This window comes from Streptomyces nigrescens, from assembly GCF_027626975.1.
In the GTDB taxonomy this organism is placed as follows: domain Bacteria; phylum Actinomycetota; class Actinomycetes; order Streptomycetales; family Streptomycetaceae; genus Streptomyces; species Streptomyces nigrescens.
In genome coordinates, this window is the sequence record NZ_CP114203.1 from 962,615 (window position 1) to 977,414 (window position 14,800).

Below are 14,800 nucleotides of genomic sequence, written 5' to 3' on the forward strand. Positions count from 1 at the left end.
CGCACACCGCGATTCACGGTATTTACAACGGACATCTCGCCCTATCTCACGAAGATAGGTAGTACAAGGCATCTTTGCCACCATCCTGGGCCCGCGCTAACCATGTTCCGGGTAGCACCGAGAACGAGTCCGCGATCTCAGCCGGAGCGGCGAAACGCGGCAATGACCCTCGGTCCTCACGCGCCAACCGAAGGCCGTTTCCCCCGCCACAAAGCTCTGGAAGAGGTCACATCCGCATGCCCAACTTCACCCTGCCCCGCCCCGCCCGCCTCACCCGCACGCACAAGGTCTCCGCAGCCCTGGTGGCCACCGCTGGCTGCGCCGCCGCCCTGGTGGCCACCGCGGCGCCGAGCGGCGCCGAGACCACCGCCGCCCACGCGCCGGCCGCGGTCAAGCCGGTCAGCGCCAACGGCCTGCCGATGACCGCGAAGGACCGGGCCGACGACGGCAAGCAGGCCCGTGCGGTCGCCTCGTCCGTCGCCGCCGGCCTCAAGGGGACCGCTGCCGAGAAGCAGAACCACGCGGCCGAGCAGACCGCCAACCGCTCCGTCGAGCGCAAGGCCCTCGTCGCGCCGAAGGCCGCCCCCAAGGCCCCCAAGGCGCCCAAGGCGCCCAAGGCCACCCCCAAGCGCTACGCGAACAACCTTGACGGCTGGATCCGTGAGTCGCTCGACATCATGAAGGCCAAGGGCATACCGGGCTCCTACGAGGGCCTGCACCGCAACATCATGCGGGAGTCCAGCGGCAACCCCAACGCCGTCAACAACTGGGACATCAACGCCATCAACGGCGTGCCCTCCAAGGGCCTGCTCCAGGTGATCCAGCCGACCTTCGACGCCTACCACGTCGCCGGCACCCCCCATAAGCTGACCGACCCGATCGCCAACATCACCGCCGCGGCCAACTACGCGGCCGACCGTTACGGCTCGATCGACAACGTCGACTCGGCCTACTGAGCCGGAGCGACACGACCGTCAGCGCGGTCGGAGCAGACTGATACGGGTGCCGCCGTGCGGCCCCGAGCACAGCAACGGCAGTGGCCCTGCCCGCATTCCGCGGGCGGGGCCACTGCCGTTTTGCCGTGTGGCACCGGCGCCGGGCATCAAGCGCCCGGCGCCGCCGGTCAGTAGCGGTCGCGCCGGGGCAGGCCCTCGCCGAAGAGCACGTCGAGGACGTCGCCGGCGATGCGGAGTCCCTGCCGCTCCTTGGCCGTGAGCCGGTCCTGGTGACGGCCATCGACCGGTGCCGCGGCGGCAGCGCCGGTCGCGAGGAAGCCGGTGACCAGAAGACCGGTGAGAACAACGGAAATACGACGGAGCATCAGCATGTCCCTACGGTGAGTGGTGACGGTGTGCGGTGCCACCTTCCGCGGGCGGAGGTCCCGGAGTCATGCGACAGCTCCGGGCGCTGCTGCGAACGGACCAGCGGCACCGCCGTATTGCCGTAGTGGAGCTCTCACCAACGGCCGAGCCGGTCCGCTCTTCTCCCGCACCGCGCCGCCGTAATTGCCGGCCGTGGCCGATAGTGAATCAGGGCACAATTGGCGCACTTTTGGCCCCGGCCACAGTGCCCCTCACCACATTTGACGATTCCCCCACCGTCACATCGGGCCGGCACCCGGATAAATCGGCTGCCGCCGGCGCCCGGACCGGTGCCGGAGAGCGCTAATTCGGCTGTGAGCCAGGCAACTTATAGAGGGGGGCCAAGCGGCCTTCGATGCCGTTATCGGGTGACCCGAGGCACGCGATGTACGTCACTTACGAAGCTGCTTAGTCGATAGCCATGCGCCCATTCCGGGCCAACACCGCCGGGGACGCTTATCCATTCGAAGATCAGGGTTTATCTCACGAAGATGAGTAGTACAGAGCACCATTGCCTCGATTCGGGACCGGCGTTAACCATGGATTCCGACGCACCGAGAGCGAGTTTGCGAATCACGCCCCAAGGCGATCGCAGCAAAGACCTCCGGTACGTAACGCGCCGCCAAAAAAGGCCGCCTCCCCGTCCCCAGTACCTGGAAGAGGTCACTCTGCATGCCTAGCTTCACCCTGCCCCGCGCTGCCCGTATCACCCGCATCACCCGCACCCACAAGGTCGCCGTGGCCGTTCTGGCCGCCGCGGGTGCCACCTCGGGCCTGGCCCTCACCTCGGCTCCGGACACCGCTCAGGCCGCTTCTGAGCACTCCCCCGCCGCGGTCAAGCCCGTCAGCGCGAAGGGCCAGCCGGCCAAGGCCGACGACGCCAAGACCGGCCGCCCGGTGACCGCCTCGGTCGCCGACCACGTGAAGGTCACCGCCGTGGAGAAGCAGCACAGCGCCCAGCAGGCCGCCAACCGCTCCGCCGAGCGCGAGGCCGTCAAGGACTACCCGAACAACCTGGACGGCTGGATCCGCGAGTCGCTGGACATCATGAAGGCCAAGGGCATCCCCGGCTCCTACGAGGGCCTGCACCGCAACATCATGCGGGAGTCCGCCGGTGACCCGAACGCCGTCAACGGCTGGGACGTCAACGCCGTCAACGGCACGCCCTCCAAGGGCCTGCTCCAGGTGATCCAGCCCACGTTCGACGCCTACCACGTGGCCGGTACCCCCGATAAGCTCACCGACCCGATCGCCAACATCACCGCCGCGGCCAACTACGCGGCCGACCGTTACGGCTCGATCGACAACGTCGACTCGGCCTACTGAGCCGATGCGGCCGAAGAGCCGTCATGGGCACCCGAGGCCGGCCCTGCCAGATGAGGCCAGGGACATGACGGATCACACAAGCGAGCCGGCAGGCTCGGCATAGAGCAGCTTGCGAAGCGGCGGAATGGCGCGTTCGCCGCTGCGCGGTGGAGCGGGTCCCGGCAGTGCCGGGGCCCGCTTCGCTCTGTCGTACGACCCGGAGGCCGGGCCGGGGGCGTGAGTGGCCGTTTCCGCCCGCCGGACGGGTGAGATGCAGGGCCGGTCGGCGGACTGACGGTCTGTTGGGCCATAGAGTCAGGCGGTTCTGCGTATATGTCTCTTATCGGCAGGATTCTGCTCAAAAGCTGCCGAACCTGACTCAACCGAAGGCCTTCGGAGGCATGCGATGCCCTTGCGCAGATCCGGTCCGGCCCGCCGTACAGTCCCCCTTGCGGCCGGAACTCTCGTTTCTCTTTTCTCCGTGCTCGCGCTGCCCCTCGCGCTGACCGGCTCCGCCACGGCGTCGGATGCCGAGAAGAGACCCGCCCACCCCGAACAGGACTGGATGGGTTCCACCATCATCGCCCACGAGGGCGGCGACCGGGCCGGCGGTGCCGAGCCGCGGGCGTCGGGTCACCGGGCCGTGGCCGGCGTCGATGTCTCCAGCCACAACGGCAAGGTCGGCTGGTCGTCACTGCGTAAGTCCGGGGTGCGGTTCGCGTACGTCAAGGCCTCCGAGGGGACCAGCTACACGAACCCGTACTTCGCGCAGCAGTACAGGGGCTCGTACGAATCCGGCATGATCCACGGCGCCTACCACTTCGCGCTGCCCGACCACTCCAGCGGCGGTTCCCAGGCGCGGTACTTCGCCGATCACGGCGGCGACTGGTCCAGGGACGGCAGGACACTGCCCGGCGCGCTCGACATGGAGTACAACCCCTACGGCGCGACCTGCTACGGGAAGAGCCACAAGGCGATGGTCAGGTGGATCCAGGACTTCGTGCGGACCTACCGGGAGGAGACCGGCCGTCACGCGGTCATCTACACCTCCACCAACTGGTGGAAGCGGTGCACCGGCAACTCCGGCAAGTTCGGCAGGACGAACCCGCTGTGGATCCCGCGCTACGGCTCGTCCGTGGGCTCGCTGCCGGCCGGCTGGCAGTACCACAGCATCTGGCAGCACACCTCCTCGGGCCACCGGGTCGGCGACCGTAACCGCTTCAACGGCTCGTACACCCGCCTCAAGGTTCTCGCGAACGGCCACTGACCCCACACGCAACGGCCGGTCCCCGGCGCGCCCGCTCAGGCGCCGGGGACCGGCCGTTTTTCCGTTCGCCCCCGCGGCCGCGGGCGACGGCGGGAGGCCTTTTTGGACAACTCCTGCGGCACGGCAACGAATTCGCGCCGCGGTACAACCATCCATGGCCGGCCGCTGTCCAACACTGCGAAATGTCCACGCGACGCACTTCACCCAACGGGGGGTATTCCATGAAGCGTTCTCGTGCCATCGCAGGATCCGCAGTGCTGGCCATGGCCGGTATCGCCACGATGGCGACGGCCACCACCGCGTCCGCCGCGCCCAAGGCCGCCGCGTACAACGGAGCCTGCGGAAGCGGCTACAGCGTAGTGAATTCCGTACCGGTCACCGGAAAGGGGACCGTGTACCTGACGTACAGCGCAAAGACCGGAAAGAACTGTGTCGTGACGGTGCGGAACAGCCCCGGTAAGCGGGTGTACATGTACACCTATCTCACGGCCACCGACGGCAGTTCGGACTGGGTTTACGACAGCGGTCAGTACACCTCCTACGCCGGCCCCGTCTACCTGCCCGGAAAGGGCATCTGTGTGGACTGGGGCGGCGCGATCGAGTCGGTCAGCGTCAGTGTTTCCGGCTCCAACTGCGGCCGGATGGCGGCCGGTGTGGTGACCCACCACTGATCGTCCACGACGGCGGGTTCCCGGGCAGCGCCCGCCCGGGAACCCGCCGTCGGCATATCGCGTGACACATCGCGCGCGTCAACCGGCGTGCCCGGCGGGCCACTTGACGACCGTCAGGATCCGGCGCGGGCCGCTCGCTCCGGACGACTCCGGTGCTCGGCCGCCGCCGCGGCCGCGATGTTGCGGGCCATTCCGCCGAACACCGCGGCGTGGAAAGGGGAGATGGACCACCAGTAGGCATGGCCGGTCAGTCCGTGCGGGTGGAACAGGGCCCGCTGGCCGTAGAGCGTACGGCCGTGGGCATCACGGCCGACCGTCAGTTCCAGCCAGGCCAGGCCGGGGAGCCGCATCTCGGCGCGCAGCCGCAGCAGCCGGCCCGGCTCGACCTCCTCGACGCGCCAGAAGTCGAGCGAGTCACCGACCCGCAGCCGGCCGGCGTCGCGTCGGCCGCGGCGCAGCCCCACCCCGCCGATCAGCCGGTCCAGCCAGCCGCGCACCGCCCAGGCGAGCGGAAGGGAGTACCAGCCGTTGTCGCCGCCGATGCCCTCGACCACCCGCCACAGCACCTCGGGCGGGGCGTCCACGGTCCGCTCCCGCCGGTCGGTGTAGAGGCTGCCACCGGCCCAGTCGGGGTCGGTCGGCAGCGGATCGCTCGGCGCTCCGGGCACCGCGGCATTGGACCAGTGGGTGGCGACCTCGGCGTCCCGTACCCGGCGCAGCGCCAGTTCCAGGGCCTCGTCGAAGGCGATGGGGTGGCCCGGCGGGTCCGGGTCGGGGACGTAGCGGGCGATGTCGTGCTCGTGGCAGACGACCTCGTGGCGCAGGGACTCGGCGAGCGGGCGGGCCAGGCCGGGCGGCACGGGGGTGACCAGCCCGATCCAGAGGCTGGACAGGCGCGGGGTGAGCATCGGCACGGGGAGGATCAGCCGTTCGGGCAGCCCGGCCACCCGTGCGTAGCGCTGCATCATGTCGCGGTAGGTGAGGATGTCGGGCCCGCCGATGTCGAAGGCCCGGCTGACGTCGTCGGGGAGGCGGGCGCAGCCCACCAGATAGCGCAGCACATCGCGGACGGCGACCGGCTGGATGCGGGTGCCCACCCAGCTGGGGGTGACCATGACCGGCAGCCGCTCGGTGAGATAGCGCAGCATCTCGAACGAGGCCGAGCCGGAGCCGATGATGACGGCGGCGCGCAGTACGGCGGTGGGGACACCGGACGCCAGCAGGATCTCCGCGACCTCGGCCCGGGAGCGCAGGTGGGGCGAGAGCTCCTGCTCGGGGATGCCTTCGGGGGTGAGGCCGCCGAGGTAGACGATCCGGCGGACTCCGGCGACGCGGGCCTGCCGGGCGAAGATCTGCGCGGCCCGGCGGTCGGTGTCCTCGAACCGGCGGCCGCTGCCCAGGGCGTGCACCAGGTAGTAGGCGACCTCGACACCGGCCATCGCGGTACGGACCGAGTCCTCGTCGGTGACATCGCCGTGCAGCACCTCCGTCCGCCCGGCCCAGGGGTGATCGCGCAGCTTCTCCGGTGCCCTGGCCAGTGCCCGTACGGCATATCCGGCCGCGAGCAGCTCGGGGACCAGACGGCCGCCGATGTAGCCGGTGGCGCCGGTGACCAGGGCACGCGGGCGTGCCGTGGGCTGCGAGGCATCGTCCGTGCCGGCCATGTGCGCGGCCTCCTCCGGCGGGTAGCAGCACGACCAGGCTGCCCGCCAAGTCTGTCACCGCTCCCCGCACCGGGCATCACGACGCGGGTCAGGTGACGCAGGTCAGGTCGTGTCCTGCCGGGCCTTCCGGATCAGGTCGACCTGTCGGAGCGGGCGGAGCTTCTTGTCCGGGTCGAGCTGCCAGCCGTGCTCCGCGGCGACGTCCAGCAGTCCGCGTGCGCCGATGCCCCGGTAGGTGCGGAAGCGGAAGAAGGCCTTGCTGTCCGTGGGCTTCTTCCGGCCGAGGTGCTCGCCGATCCGGGCGCGGTAGAACTCGGGGTCACCGGCACGCTCGTGCCGCAGCTCGCTGCAGGTGACCCACCACCGGGGGCGGAAGGGGAACGGGTCGAGGGCCCGGTCCAGCGCGCGTTCCATATGGCCCCACGGTCAGCCGGGCGGGGGCATTGCGGTGCTCTCCCGTGCCTCCAGGTGCGGCAGTTCGCCCTGGACGGTCCGCAGCGGGCCGCCGTCGAGGACCGCGAGGAGTTCCTGGGCGGCGAGCCTGCCGAAGCCGGGGGTGTCGCGGACGAGTGCGGTGAGCCGGGGGTGGGTGACCCGGCACAGCGCCGAGTCGTCCCAGGCCACGATCGACAGCGCGCCCGGCACGGGGATACCGCGCTCGGCGGCGACCGAAGCGCCCGCTACGGCCATCACATCGTTGTCGTAGACGATCGCCGTCGGCGGCCGCGCGGCGTCCAGGAGACGGCGGGTGGCCTCGGCCCCCTCGGCGTCGGAGTAGTCGGTGGTCACCGAGTGGACCTGGCGCCGGTCGAGGCCCCGCCGGTCCGCTTCGGTGCGCAGCGACTGGATCCGGCGTGCGGTGTGGGCGAGGCCGGGCAGCCCGGCGATATGCACGATCCGGCGGTGTCCGAGGCCGTAGAGGTGGTCCAGGATCCGTGCCATGGCCTTGGCGTCGTCGGCCCAGACGGTGGAGAGCAGCGGGTGGGGCGGGGTGGCGGCCGGTTCGGTGGCGGACGGTTCGGCGGTGGCCGGTTCGGTGGCGGACGGCTCCCCGGCGGACGGCTCCGCGGGGTCCGGCCCGGGGGCGGCCGGGCCGCCGACGACGACGGCGGGCAGGCCGAGTGCGGCGAGCAGCTCCGGGCGCGGGTCATCCGTGCGCGGGTCGACCACGAGGACGCCGTCCACCCGGCGTTCGGCCCACCAGCGGCGGTAGAGCGCGCACTCGGTGTCGAGGTCCTCGACGACCTGGAGGAGGAGCGCGATCTGCCGCGCGGAGAGCACTTCCTGGATGCCGGAGACCAGTTGGAGGAAGAAGGACTCCACGCCCAGGGTCTGTGCGGGCCGGGCGAGCACCAGCCCCATGGCGCCGGCGCGTTCGCCGGACAGGGCGCGGGCGGCGCTGTTGGCCTGCCAGCCGAGTTCCTCCGCCACGCGGCGTACCCGGGCGCGGGTGTCCTGGGAGACGCCCGGCCGGTCGTTGAGCGCGAACGAGACGGCGCTCTCCGACACCCCGGCTCGGCGGGCGATGTCCTTGATCGTCGGCCGGCGGGCCGGCTTGCGCCGGGCCGCCTCACCGGGCGCTGTCATGGCGGGCTCTCCCTCGTACTGAACCGCATTAGTGCGCCTCAGTCTGATCAGCGTGAAGTGGCCTGTCAAACGCTGTCCGGCTGCCCTTGACCAGGACAATTCACCGCTCGGCCGGGGAAGTTGACCGACAGGGTGTTGACACCTACTAAAACGCATTAGTAGCGTCTGCCGCATCGTCGCCCGAGGACTCGCGCAATCACCGGCACAATGGCCAGCACAATGACCGGAAAGGCCGCCGCTTCATCTCCCGCTGCCGTAAAGCAATCGGAATTCCGGCCGGTCGCGATGATTTTCCTGGTGTCCGGTCCGAGCAAAGGAGCCGCCAGCCATGCGTATATCCCGCCGCCGAGCAGCCGCCACCACCGCCGCCCTGGTCACCTCGGCGCTCGCCCTGACCGCATGCGGTTCCTCGGGGGGAGCCGGCGGATCGGACAGCGCCTCGGGGAAGGTCGAGGGCCGGGTCACCTTCCAGACCTGGAACCTCAAGGCCAATTTCAAGAAATACTTCGAGGGAGTGATCGCGGACTTCGAGAATAAATACCCGGACGCCGAGGTCAGATGGGTGGATCAGCCGGCCGAGGGGTATCCGGAAAAGCTGAGCGCGGACGCCGCCGGCGGCACGCTGCCCGATGTCGTCAATGTCTCGCCGGATCTCGCGTATCCGCTGGCCAAGGCCGGGCTGGCGCTCGATCTGGAAAAGACCGCCGGAAAATACCGTGGCGAGTATCTCGACGGGGCCTGGGAGAGTCACCGGATGCCGGGAATGACGGGCGTCTATGCCTTCCCCTGGTATCTGAACACCGGGCCGATGTTCTACAGCAAGGAGCTCTTCACCAAGGCCGGGCTCGATCCGGAGCGGCCGCCGACGTCGTACGACCAGCTCTTCAAGGACGCCGTGACGATGGCGCGCAAGAGCGACCGGAAGATCGCGATGCTCGCCGGCACCCCGTCGATCGAGGACTTCGGACGCTATGGTGTGCGGCTGATGAACGCCCGGGGCACGGAGTTCACCTTCAACGAGCCCAAGGGCGTCGAGCTGCTGAAGCACTACAAGGAGCTGTATACGGCCGGGGCGCTGGACTCACAGGCGCTCACCGCACAGGCCGAGTCCGCGGGGCGCAAGTTCCAGCAGCAGTCGGTGGCCATGAATCCGGGCAGCGCGCTCGACCTGGAGAACTTCAAGAAGGAGGCACCGGGCCTCTACCGGCACATCGGCATCACGGACGCGGTCAACAACACCGGGAAGGCCAATATGTACGTCCAGGGCCTGATGGTGAATGCGCAGAGCAAGGTCAAGCCGGCGGCGGTGGCGTTCGCGCACTTCGTCACCGGCAAGAAGAACCAGATGGCCTTCGCCAAGAAGGTCACGATCTTCCCCAGCACCAAGGGCTCGCTGGACGATCCGTACTTCACCAAGGAGGACGGCACCGATGCGACCCGGGTGCGGGTGGCCTCGGCCAAGTCGCTGAAGACGGCGGTGAATTACACCCCGGTACTGCTCAGTGACCAGATGAAGACCGTGCTGCGCAATGCGGTCGCCAAGGCCGTACAGGGAAAGCAGTCTCCCCGGGCGGCACTGGACGGCGCGGTCGCCGAGTGCAATCGCCTGCTCAAGACCGCCTGAGACCGGGGTATTTCGTGAAGACCGGAATGACACCGGGCGAGCGGTTCACAGTGGCCGAGGCACCGGCCGTCACTCCCCCGCCGGCCCCGGCACGGCGGCCCGACCGAGGCACCCGTACGCAGCTGCCGTCCAGTCCCTGGCTCTTTCTGGCTCCCGGCCTGCTGATCGTCGCCGCATTCAGCCTGTATCCGTTCCTGAGCACGGTGGCGCATTCGTTCACCGATGCGCGCACCCTCACCGCGGGGCAGTTCGTCGGCGGCGCCAATTACCGGGAGCTGATCCATGACGCCATGTTCTGGACGGGGCTGCGCAACAGCCTGCTGTACGTCCTCGGGGTCGTACCGCTCCTGGTGATGCTGCCGCTGCTGCTGGCGATGCTGGTGCAGCGGCGCCTTCCCGGGATCACCTTCTTCCGGGCCGCGTTCTACACGCCGGTGGTCGCCTCCGTCGTGGTGGTCGGGCTGATCTGGGTGTGGCTGCTGGACGACCGGGGACTGATCAATGCGCTGCTGGAGGGCCTGGGCTTCGGCAAGGTCGGCTTTCTCAGCGATCCATGGCTGCTGCTGCTCAGCGCGATGGCGGTCACGGTCTGGAAGGGCCTCGGCTACTACATGATCATTTATCTGGCGGCGCTGGCCAACGTCCCCCGGGAACTGCACGAGGCCTGCGCGGTGGACGGAGCGGGGGCGGTGCGCCGTTTCCTGACCGTCACCGTCCCCGCGGTGCGCTCCACGATGGTGCTGGTGGCCGCGCTGTCCTCGGTCGCGGCCTTCAAGGTGTTCTCCGAGGTCTATCTGATGGCCGGTCCGACCGGCGGCCCCGGCGGGGAGGACACCACCTTGGTGATGCTCGTCCAGCAGGTCGGCACCGGACTCAGCGGCCGGGTCGGCTATGCCTCGGCGCTGTCCGTCGTGGTCTTCGTCCTCACGCTCGGGCTGATGCTGCTGGTGCTGCGGGCCAACCGGAAGGAGGACGCATGAGCGCCGCCGTGCAGCGGGAGCCGGACCGCCGGGCCGGGTGGGCGCGCGCCGGGCGCCGGATACGGCGGTGGCAGCTGCTGCTCCGCTATCTGCTGCTGCTCGCCGTGCTGGCACTGACCATCGGGCCGTTCCTGTGGCAGCTGTCCACCTCCCTCAAGGGCCCCGGCGAGGACATCTACCGCTATCCCCCGAGCCTGCTGCCGCACCGGTTCACGCTGGACAACTACGCGGGCGTCGCCGAGACCATCCCCGTCTGGGACTTCGCGCTGAACTCCCTCAAGGTGGCCGTCACCAATGTGCTCACCAACTGCGCGGGGGCGGCGCTCGCGGGCTATGCGCTGGCCCGGATGCGCTTCACCGGCCGGAAGAGCGCGCTGGTCGTGTTCATCATGGCGATGCTGGTGCCGGTCGAGAGCATCATGATCGCCCAGTTCGTCACGATGCGGGAGCTGCAGCTGAACAACACCCTGCTCGGGGTGGTGCTGCCCGGCTGTATCGGCGCCATGAACGTGCTGCTGATGCGCAATGCCTTCGCGGCCCTGCCCTACGAGGTCGAGGAGGCCGCGTTCGTCGACGGCGCCAACGCCTGGCAGCGGTTCGTACGGATCGCGCTGCCGTCGGTCCGGGGCACTCTCGCGGTCGTCGCGATCTTCGCGTTCATGGGGGCCTGGGACGACTTCCTGTGGCCGCTGATCGTGCTGAGCGACCAGTCGAAGTTCACCCTGACCATCGGGCTGAACTTTCTGCACGGCACCTTCGCGGACAACCAGCGGCTGGTCGCGGCGGGCACCGTCATCGCCGTGCTCCCGCTGATCGTGCTGTTCGCGTGTCTGCAGCGCTCCTTCTTCCGCGGCGTCGGCGAGGGCGCCGTCAAGGGCTGACCGCCCTCCCTGTATCCCCGCCCCCATACCCACAGGAGCCCCATGCGCTTCGGTGTCAACTACACGCCCACCCACGGCTGGTTCCACCACTGGCTGGACTTCGACCTGGATTCCGTACGCGCCGACCTCGACTCCATCGCCGGACTGGGCCTGGACCACATCCGGGTCTTTCCGCTCTGGCCGCTGTTCCAGCCCAACCGCACCCTGATCCGGCCGCGCGCCGTGGAACAGCTGGTGCAGCTCACGGACGCCGCGGCCGAACGCGGCCTCGATGTGAATGTCGACGGACTGCAGGGCCATCTGTCGAGCTTCGACTTCCTGCCCGCCTGGACGCAGACCTGGCACCGCCGCAACCTCTTCACCGACCCCGAGGTGCGCTCCGGCCAGGAGGAGTATCTGCGGACGCTGGCCGCCGCGCTCGCCGACCGGCCCAACTTCCTCGGAATGACGCTCGGCAACGAGATCAACCAGTTCTCGGACCGGCCGCACCCGGACCCCGACCGCATCACGGACGAGCAGGCCGCGGCCTGGCTGGAGCGGATGCTGGCGGCGTGCGAGCGGGGCGCGCCGGGCCGGATGCATCTGCACGCCCCCTACGACGCGGCCTGGTACCAGGACGGGCACCCCTTCACCCCGGCGCACGCCGCCCGGCTGGGCGCCGTCACGGCCGTGCACTCCTGGGTCTTCAACGGCACCGCACAGCGGCACGGTCCGACGGGCACCGCCACCGAGCACCACGCCGCCTACCTCATCGAGCTGTCCAAGGCCTGGGCCACGGACCCGCACCGCCCGGTCTGGCTCCAGGAGGTCGGCGCGCCCGCCCCGCACATCCCCGAGGACCGCGCGGCGCGGTTCACCGAGGCCACCGTCACCGCCGCACTGGACTGCCCGGACCTCTGGGGCGTCACCTGGTGGTGTTCGCACGATGTGCCGCGGTCGCTCGCGGACTTCCCCGAGCTGGAGTACGGGCTGGGGCTGCTCGGCAACGACCGTACGGTCAAGCCGGCGGGGCGGGCCCTCGCGGCGCTGGTCTCGGAGTGGCGCGGCCGTACGCACCGGCCGCCGGTCCGCAGCACCGCGCTGACCGTCGACGCCGGCGGGGCCGGGCCCGCGCCCCGCCGCTCGGTGTGCGCACCCGGCGGCCCGGTCTTCGAGGCCTGGGCCGAGCTCACCGCCCAGGGGGTCCGGCCCACCCTCGTACTGTCCGAACTCGCCGCCGACAGTGCACATTTGACGTCGCGTGGCATCACCGAGGTCTGCACACCCGATGACGTCGGCCGCGCCCCGCGCCGGCCGTCACCGGCCGTCCCCCACCGGAGGAGCAGCTCATGAACCGGCAACCGTTCCCCGTCTCCCGCCGCCGGGTGCTGCTGGCCGGGGCAGGCACCGCGGCCGCGCTGCTCGGTGCGTCCCCCGGGGGCGGCACCGCTGCGGCCGCCGGCCGGCCCCGGGCAGCCGCGGACTCCTTGCAGCCGTACGCCTCGTACTGGTTCCCCGACTCGCTGCCGTCGGGCACCCCCGGGGACGGCATCACCTGGCGGAGTCTGGCCGCCTGGACGCCCGGCGCCGACCGGGATCTGGCGTTCAACACCGCGACCGTGCCGCTCGCCGAGCGGTTCACACCGGTCCCGGCGAACAGCACGGCCCGCGCCGGGCAGGCCCGGATCAGTGCGCTCGCGGCCTTCGACCACACCGCGGGCAACCCGTCGCAGGGCTCGGCGACCGCGGACCACTACGCGCCGACCCACTGGGCGTACCTCGATGAGCTGGTCTTCTGGGGCGGCTCGTCCGGCGAGGGCCTGATCCTGGCGCCGAACGCCCCGGTCGTCGACGCCGCCCACCGCAATGGTGTCCCCGTACTGGGCACGGTCTTCCTCCCGCCGGTCGCCTACGGCGGGCAGCTGCGCTGGACCCGCGATCTGGTGCGGCGGGACGCGGCGGGGCGCTTCCCGCTCGCCGCGAAGCTGGTGCAGGTCGCGCGGGTGTACGGCTTCGACGGCTGGTTCCTCAACGCGGAGACCGGCGGTGGCGATGCCGCGCTGGCCGGCGAGATGCAGGCGTTCCTGCGGGCCCTTCGCGCCGCGGGCGCCGGGCACGGTCTGCGGATCACCTGGTACGACGCGATGAACCGGACCGGGCAGGTCGGCTGGCAGGGCGCGCTGAACGAGCTCAATCAGCCGTTCTTCCAGGACGACGCCGGGCCGGTCGCCGACTCGATGTTCGTGGACTTCCGGTGGAGCGCCGGGCGGCTGGCGGACTCCGGGCGGCTGGCGGAGGAACTGGGCCGCAGCCGCTATGAGTTGTGGGCCGGGGTCGATGTCGAATCGGCGGGCTGGGACAGCGGCACGGACTGGGAGGCGATCCTCCCCACCGGGCGCGACCACGTCGTCTCGTACGGCTTCTACCGCCCCGAGTGGACCCTCAGCCATCTGCCCGCGGGGCGTACGCCCGGCCAGTTCCATGCCGCGGACGACCGCTTCTGGTCCGGCGAGGGCCTGGATCCGACCCGGCCGGGCGGCACGGGCGGCGGCTGGCGGGCGCCGGCCTCCGCCGTCGCCGACCGCTCGACGCTCACCTCACTGCCCTTCGCCACCACCTTCAACACGGGACACGGACTGCGCTGGTACGAGAACGGTGCGGCCACCTCCGGCACCCCCTGGAACCACCTCGGGCTCCAGGACCGGCTGCCGCCGAGACGCTGGGCGGTGCGCACGGCGGGCCCACGCCCGGACGTGTCCTTCGACTTCGCCGACGCCTGGCGCGGCGGCAGCAGTCTGCTGGTGCGGGGCGCCCTCGACCGGCCGGCCACCCTGGAGCTCTTCCCCGCCCGGCTGCCGGCCGGCGCCGCCACGGTCCTCGACCTCACCCATCGCGCCGACCCGTCGTCGGGGCCGGTGACCGTCGAGGTGGCGGTCGCCCTGCGCGATGCCCCCGCACCGGGCGAGCCCGCTCCGTACGTCCATCTGCCGGCCGGGACCCTCCAGCCGGGCGAGGGCTGGCGCACCGTCTCCCTGCGGCTCAGCGTCCTCGGCACCGGGACCCTGCATGCCCTGGGGGTGCGGCTGACCGGCCGTGGCGGCGCCGCGGTGGCCTGGCGGCTGGGGGCGCTCGCGGTCCGCGACGGCACCGCGTCCCCGGCCGCGCCGAGCGGGCTGACGGTCACGGGGACCGCCTCCTCGGACGGGGCGACCGCGGTGCGGCTGAGCTGGCGGCGCGCCCCGGGCCCGGTGCGCCACTACGAGCTGTACCGCCAACTGCCGGACGGGCGGCGGGAGTTCCTCGGGGGCACCTGCGGCACGGCGTACTACGTGGCGGGCCTGCGGCGCGCGGGGGACGAGCCGGCCGCCCGGCTCGAAGTACGCGCGGTGCACGAACTGTTCACCGCCTCGAAGCCGTCGAAGGTCCAGCTGCCCTGGTGAGTCCCGGCGGTGACCGCCGCCCTCCCCTCCTCTCAACGCTA

General features: G+C 70.7%; 13 protein-coding genes. 9 read left to right on the plus strand and 4 right to left on the minus strand.

Features of this window, described 5'->3' with window-relative positions; translation table 11 throughout:
* Positions 1–236 precede the first annotated feature (236 nt).
* Positions 237–956 (plus strand): transglycosylase SLT domain-containing protein, encoded by a 720-nt coding sequence (locus STRNI_RS04485; protein ID WP_277410587.1) that lies wholly within the window; start codon positions 237–239, stop codon positions 954–956.
* Between the two features lie 167 nt (positions 957–1,123).
* On the opposite strand, the gene STRNI_RS04490 is transcribed toward STRNI_RS04485, so the two are convergent.
* A complete protein-coding gene (locus STRNI_RS04490; RefSeq protein WP_262041754.1) occupies positions 1,124–1,327 on the minus strand; it encodes a hypothetical protein in 204 nt (67 codons plus the stop codon).
* Between the two features lie 706 nt (positions 1,328–2,033).
* On the opposite strand from STRNI_RS04490, the gene STRNI_RS04495 reads away from it, so the two are divergent.
* The 3 genes from STRNI_RS04495 (at position 2,034) to STRNI_RS04505 (ending at position 4,604) form a co-directional block, all read left to right on the plus strand.
* A complete protein-coding gene (locus tag STRNI_RS04495) occupies positions 2,034–2,687 on the plus strand; it encodes a transglycosylase SLT domain-containing protein (protein WP_018092458.1) in 654 nt (217 codons plus the stop codon).
* Between the two features lie 385 nt (positions 2,688–3,072).
* Positions 3,073–3,933: a lysozyme gene (locus STRNI_RS04500; RefSeq protein WP_159484517.1), complete on the plus strand. Its 861-nt coding sequence runs from the start codon at positions 3,073–3,075 to the stop codon at positions 3,931–3,933.
* Between the two features lie 221 nt (positions 3,934–4,154).
* A complete protein-coding gene (locus tag STRNI_RS04505; protein ID WP_026170126.1) occupies positions 4,155–4,604 on the plus strand; it encodes a hypothetical protein in 450 nt (149 codons plus the stop codon).
* Between the two features lie 113 nt (positions 4,605–4,717).
* On the opposite strand, the gene STRNI_RS04510 is transcribed toward STRNI_RS04505, so the two are convergent.
* The 3 genes from STRNI_RS04510 to STRNI_RS04520 form a co-directional block, all read right to left on the minus strand.
* Positions 4,718–6,268 (minus strand): SDR family oxidoreductase, encoded by a 1,551-nt coding sequence (locus STRNI_RS04510; RefSeq protein WP_277410588.1) that lies wholly within the window; start codon positions 6,266–6,268, stop codon positions 4,718–4,720.
* A gap of 102 nt (positions 6,269–6,370) precedes the next feature.
* The gene (locus STRNI_RS04515; RefSeq protein ID WP_159484521.1) at positions 6,371–6,682 is read right to left on the minus strand and encodes a hypothetical protein; all 312 of its coding nucleotides are present in this window, start codon (positions 6,680–6,682) and stop codon (positions 6,371–6,373) included.
* Between the two features lie 12 nt (positions 6,683–6,694).
* Complete coding sequence (locus tag STRNI_RS04520) at positions 6,695–7,855, minus strand: LacI family DNA-binding transcriptional regulator (RefSeq protein WP_277410589.1); 1,161 nt, start codon at positions 7,853–7,855, stop codon at positions 6,695–6,697.
* A gap of 328 nt (positions 7,856–8,183) precedes the next feature.
* On the opposite strand from STRNI_RS04520, the gene STRNI_RS04525 reads away from it, so the two are divergent.
* From STRNI_RS04525 to STRNI_RS04545, 5 genes are read left to right on the plus strand one after another with little or no spacing between them, the layout of a single operon-like run.
* Positions 8,184–9,479, plus strand: coding sequence for an ABC transporter substrate-binding protein (locus tag STRNI_RS04525; RefSeq protein ID WP_277410590.1), 1,296 nt, complete (start codon positions 8,184–8,186; stop codon positions 9,477–9,479).
* 26 nt (positions 9,480–9,505) lie between these two features.
* Positions 9,506–10,459, plus strand: a complete 954-nt coding sequence (locus STRNI_RS04530; RefSeq protein ID WP_381845611.1) for a carbohydrate ABC transporter permease — start codon at positions 9,506–9,508, stop codon at positions 10,457–10,459.
* On the plus strand, positions 10,456–11,340 hold the full coding sequence (locus tag STRNI_RS04535; protein ID WP_159484527.1) for a carbohydrate ABC transporter permease: 885 nt from the start codon (positions 10,456–10,458) through the stop codon (positions 11,338–11,340). Before STRNI_RS04530 ends, STRNI_RS04535 begins: the two co-directional genes overlap by 4 nt.
* A gap of 42 nt (positions 11,341–11,382) precedes the next feature.
* Positions 11,383–12,672, plus strand: a complete 1,290-nt coding sequence (locus STRNI_RS04540) for a glycoside hydrolase 5 family protein (protein ID WP_277410592.1) — start codon at positions 11,383–11,385, stop codon at positions 12,670–12,672.
* Positions 12,669–14,759, plus strand: a complete 2,091-nt coding sequence (locus STRNI_RS04545) for an endo-beta-N-acetylglucosaminidase (RefSeq protein ID WP_277410593.1) — start codon at positions 12,669–12,671, stop codon at positions 14,757–14,759. The genes STRNI_RS04540 and STRNI_RS04545 overlap by 4 nt, the downstream gene beginning before the upstream one ends.
* The last annotated feature ends 41 nt before the right edge of the window (positions 14,760–14,800 follow it).

What these genes read in the sequence shown, in the direction of transcription:
- STRNI_RS04530 (WP_381845611.1), top strand. Translation starts at nt 9,506, where the DNA reads ATGACACCGGGCGAGCGGTTCACAGTGGCCGAGGCACCGGCCGTCACT.
- STRNI_RS04520 (WP_277410589.1), bottom strand. Translation starts at nt 7,855, where the DNA reads ATGACAGCGCCCGGTGAGGCGGCCCGGCGCAAGCCGGCCCGCCGGCCG.
- STRNI_RS04510 (WP_277410588.1), bottom strand. Translation starts at nt 6,268, where the DNA reads ATGGCCGGCACGGACGATGCCTCGCAGCCCACGGCACGCCCGCGTGCC.
- STRNI_RS04545 (WP_277410593.1), top strand. Translation starts at nt 12,669, where the DNA reads ATGAACCGGCAACCGTTCCCCGTCTCCCGCCGCCGGGTGCTGCTGGCC.
- STRNI_RS04505 (WP_026170126.1), top strand. Translation starts at nt 4,155, where the DNA reads ATGAAGCGTTCTCGTGCCATCGCAGGATCCGCAGTGCTGGCCATGGCC.
- STRNI_RS04540 (WP_277410592.1), top strand. Translation starts at nt 11,383, where the DNA reads ATGCGCTTCGGTGTCAACTACACGCCCACCCACGGCTGGTTCCACCAC.
- STRNI_RS04500 (WP_159484517.1), top strand. Translation starts at nt 3,073, where the DNA reads ATGCCCTTGCGCAGATCCGGTCCGGCCCGCCGTACAGTCCCCCTTGCG.
- STRNI_RS04525 (WP_277410590.1), top strand. Translation starts at nt 8,184, where the DNA reads ATGCGTATATCCCGCCGCCGAGCAGCCGCCACCACCGCCGCCCTGGTC.
- STRNI_RS04490 (WP_262041754.1), bottom strand. Translation starts at nt 1,327, where the DNA reads ATGCTGATGCTCCGTCGTATTTCCGTTGTTCTCACCGGTCTTCTGGTC.
- STRNI_RS04515 (WP_159484521.1), bottom strand. Translation starts at nt 6,682, where the DNA reads ATGGAACGCGCGCTGGACCGGGCCCTCGACCCGTTCCCCTTCCGCCCC.
- STRNI_RS04485 (WP_277410587.1), top strand. Translation starts at nt 237, where the DNA reads ATGCCCAACTTCACCCTGCCCCGCCCCGCCCGCCTCACCCGCACGCAC.
- STRNI_RS04495 (WP_018092458.1), top strand. Translation starts at nt 2,034, where the DNA reads ATGCCTAGCTTCACCCTGCCCCGCGCTGCCCGTATCACCCGCATCACC.
- STRNI_RS04535 (WP_159484527.1), top strand. Translation starts at nt 10,456, where the DNA reads ATGAGCGCCGCCGTGCAGCGGGAGCCGGACCGCCGGGCCGGGTGGGCG.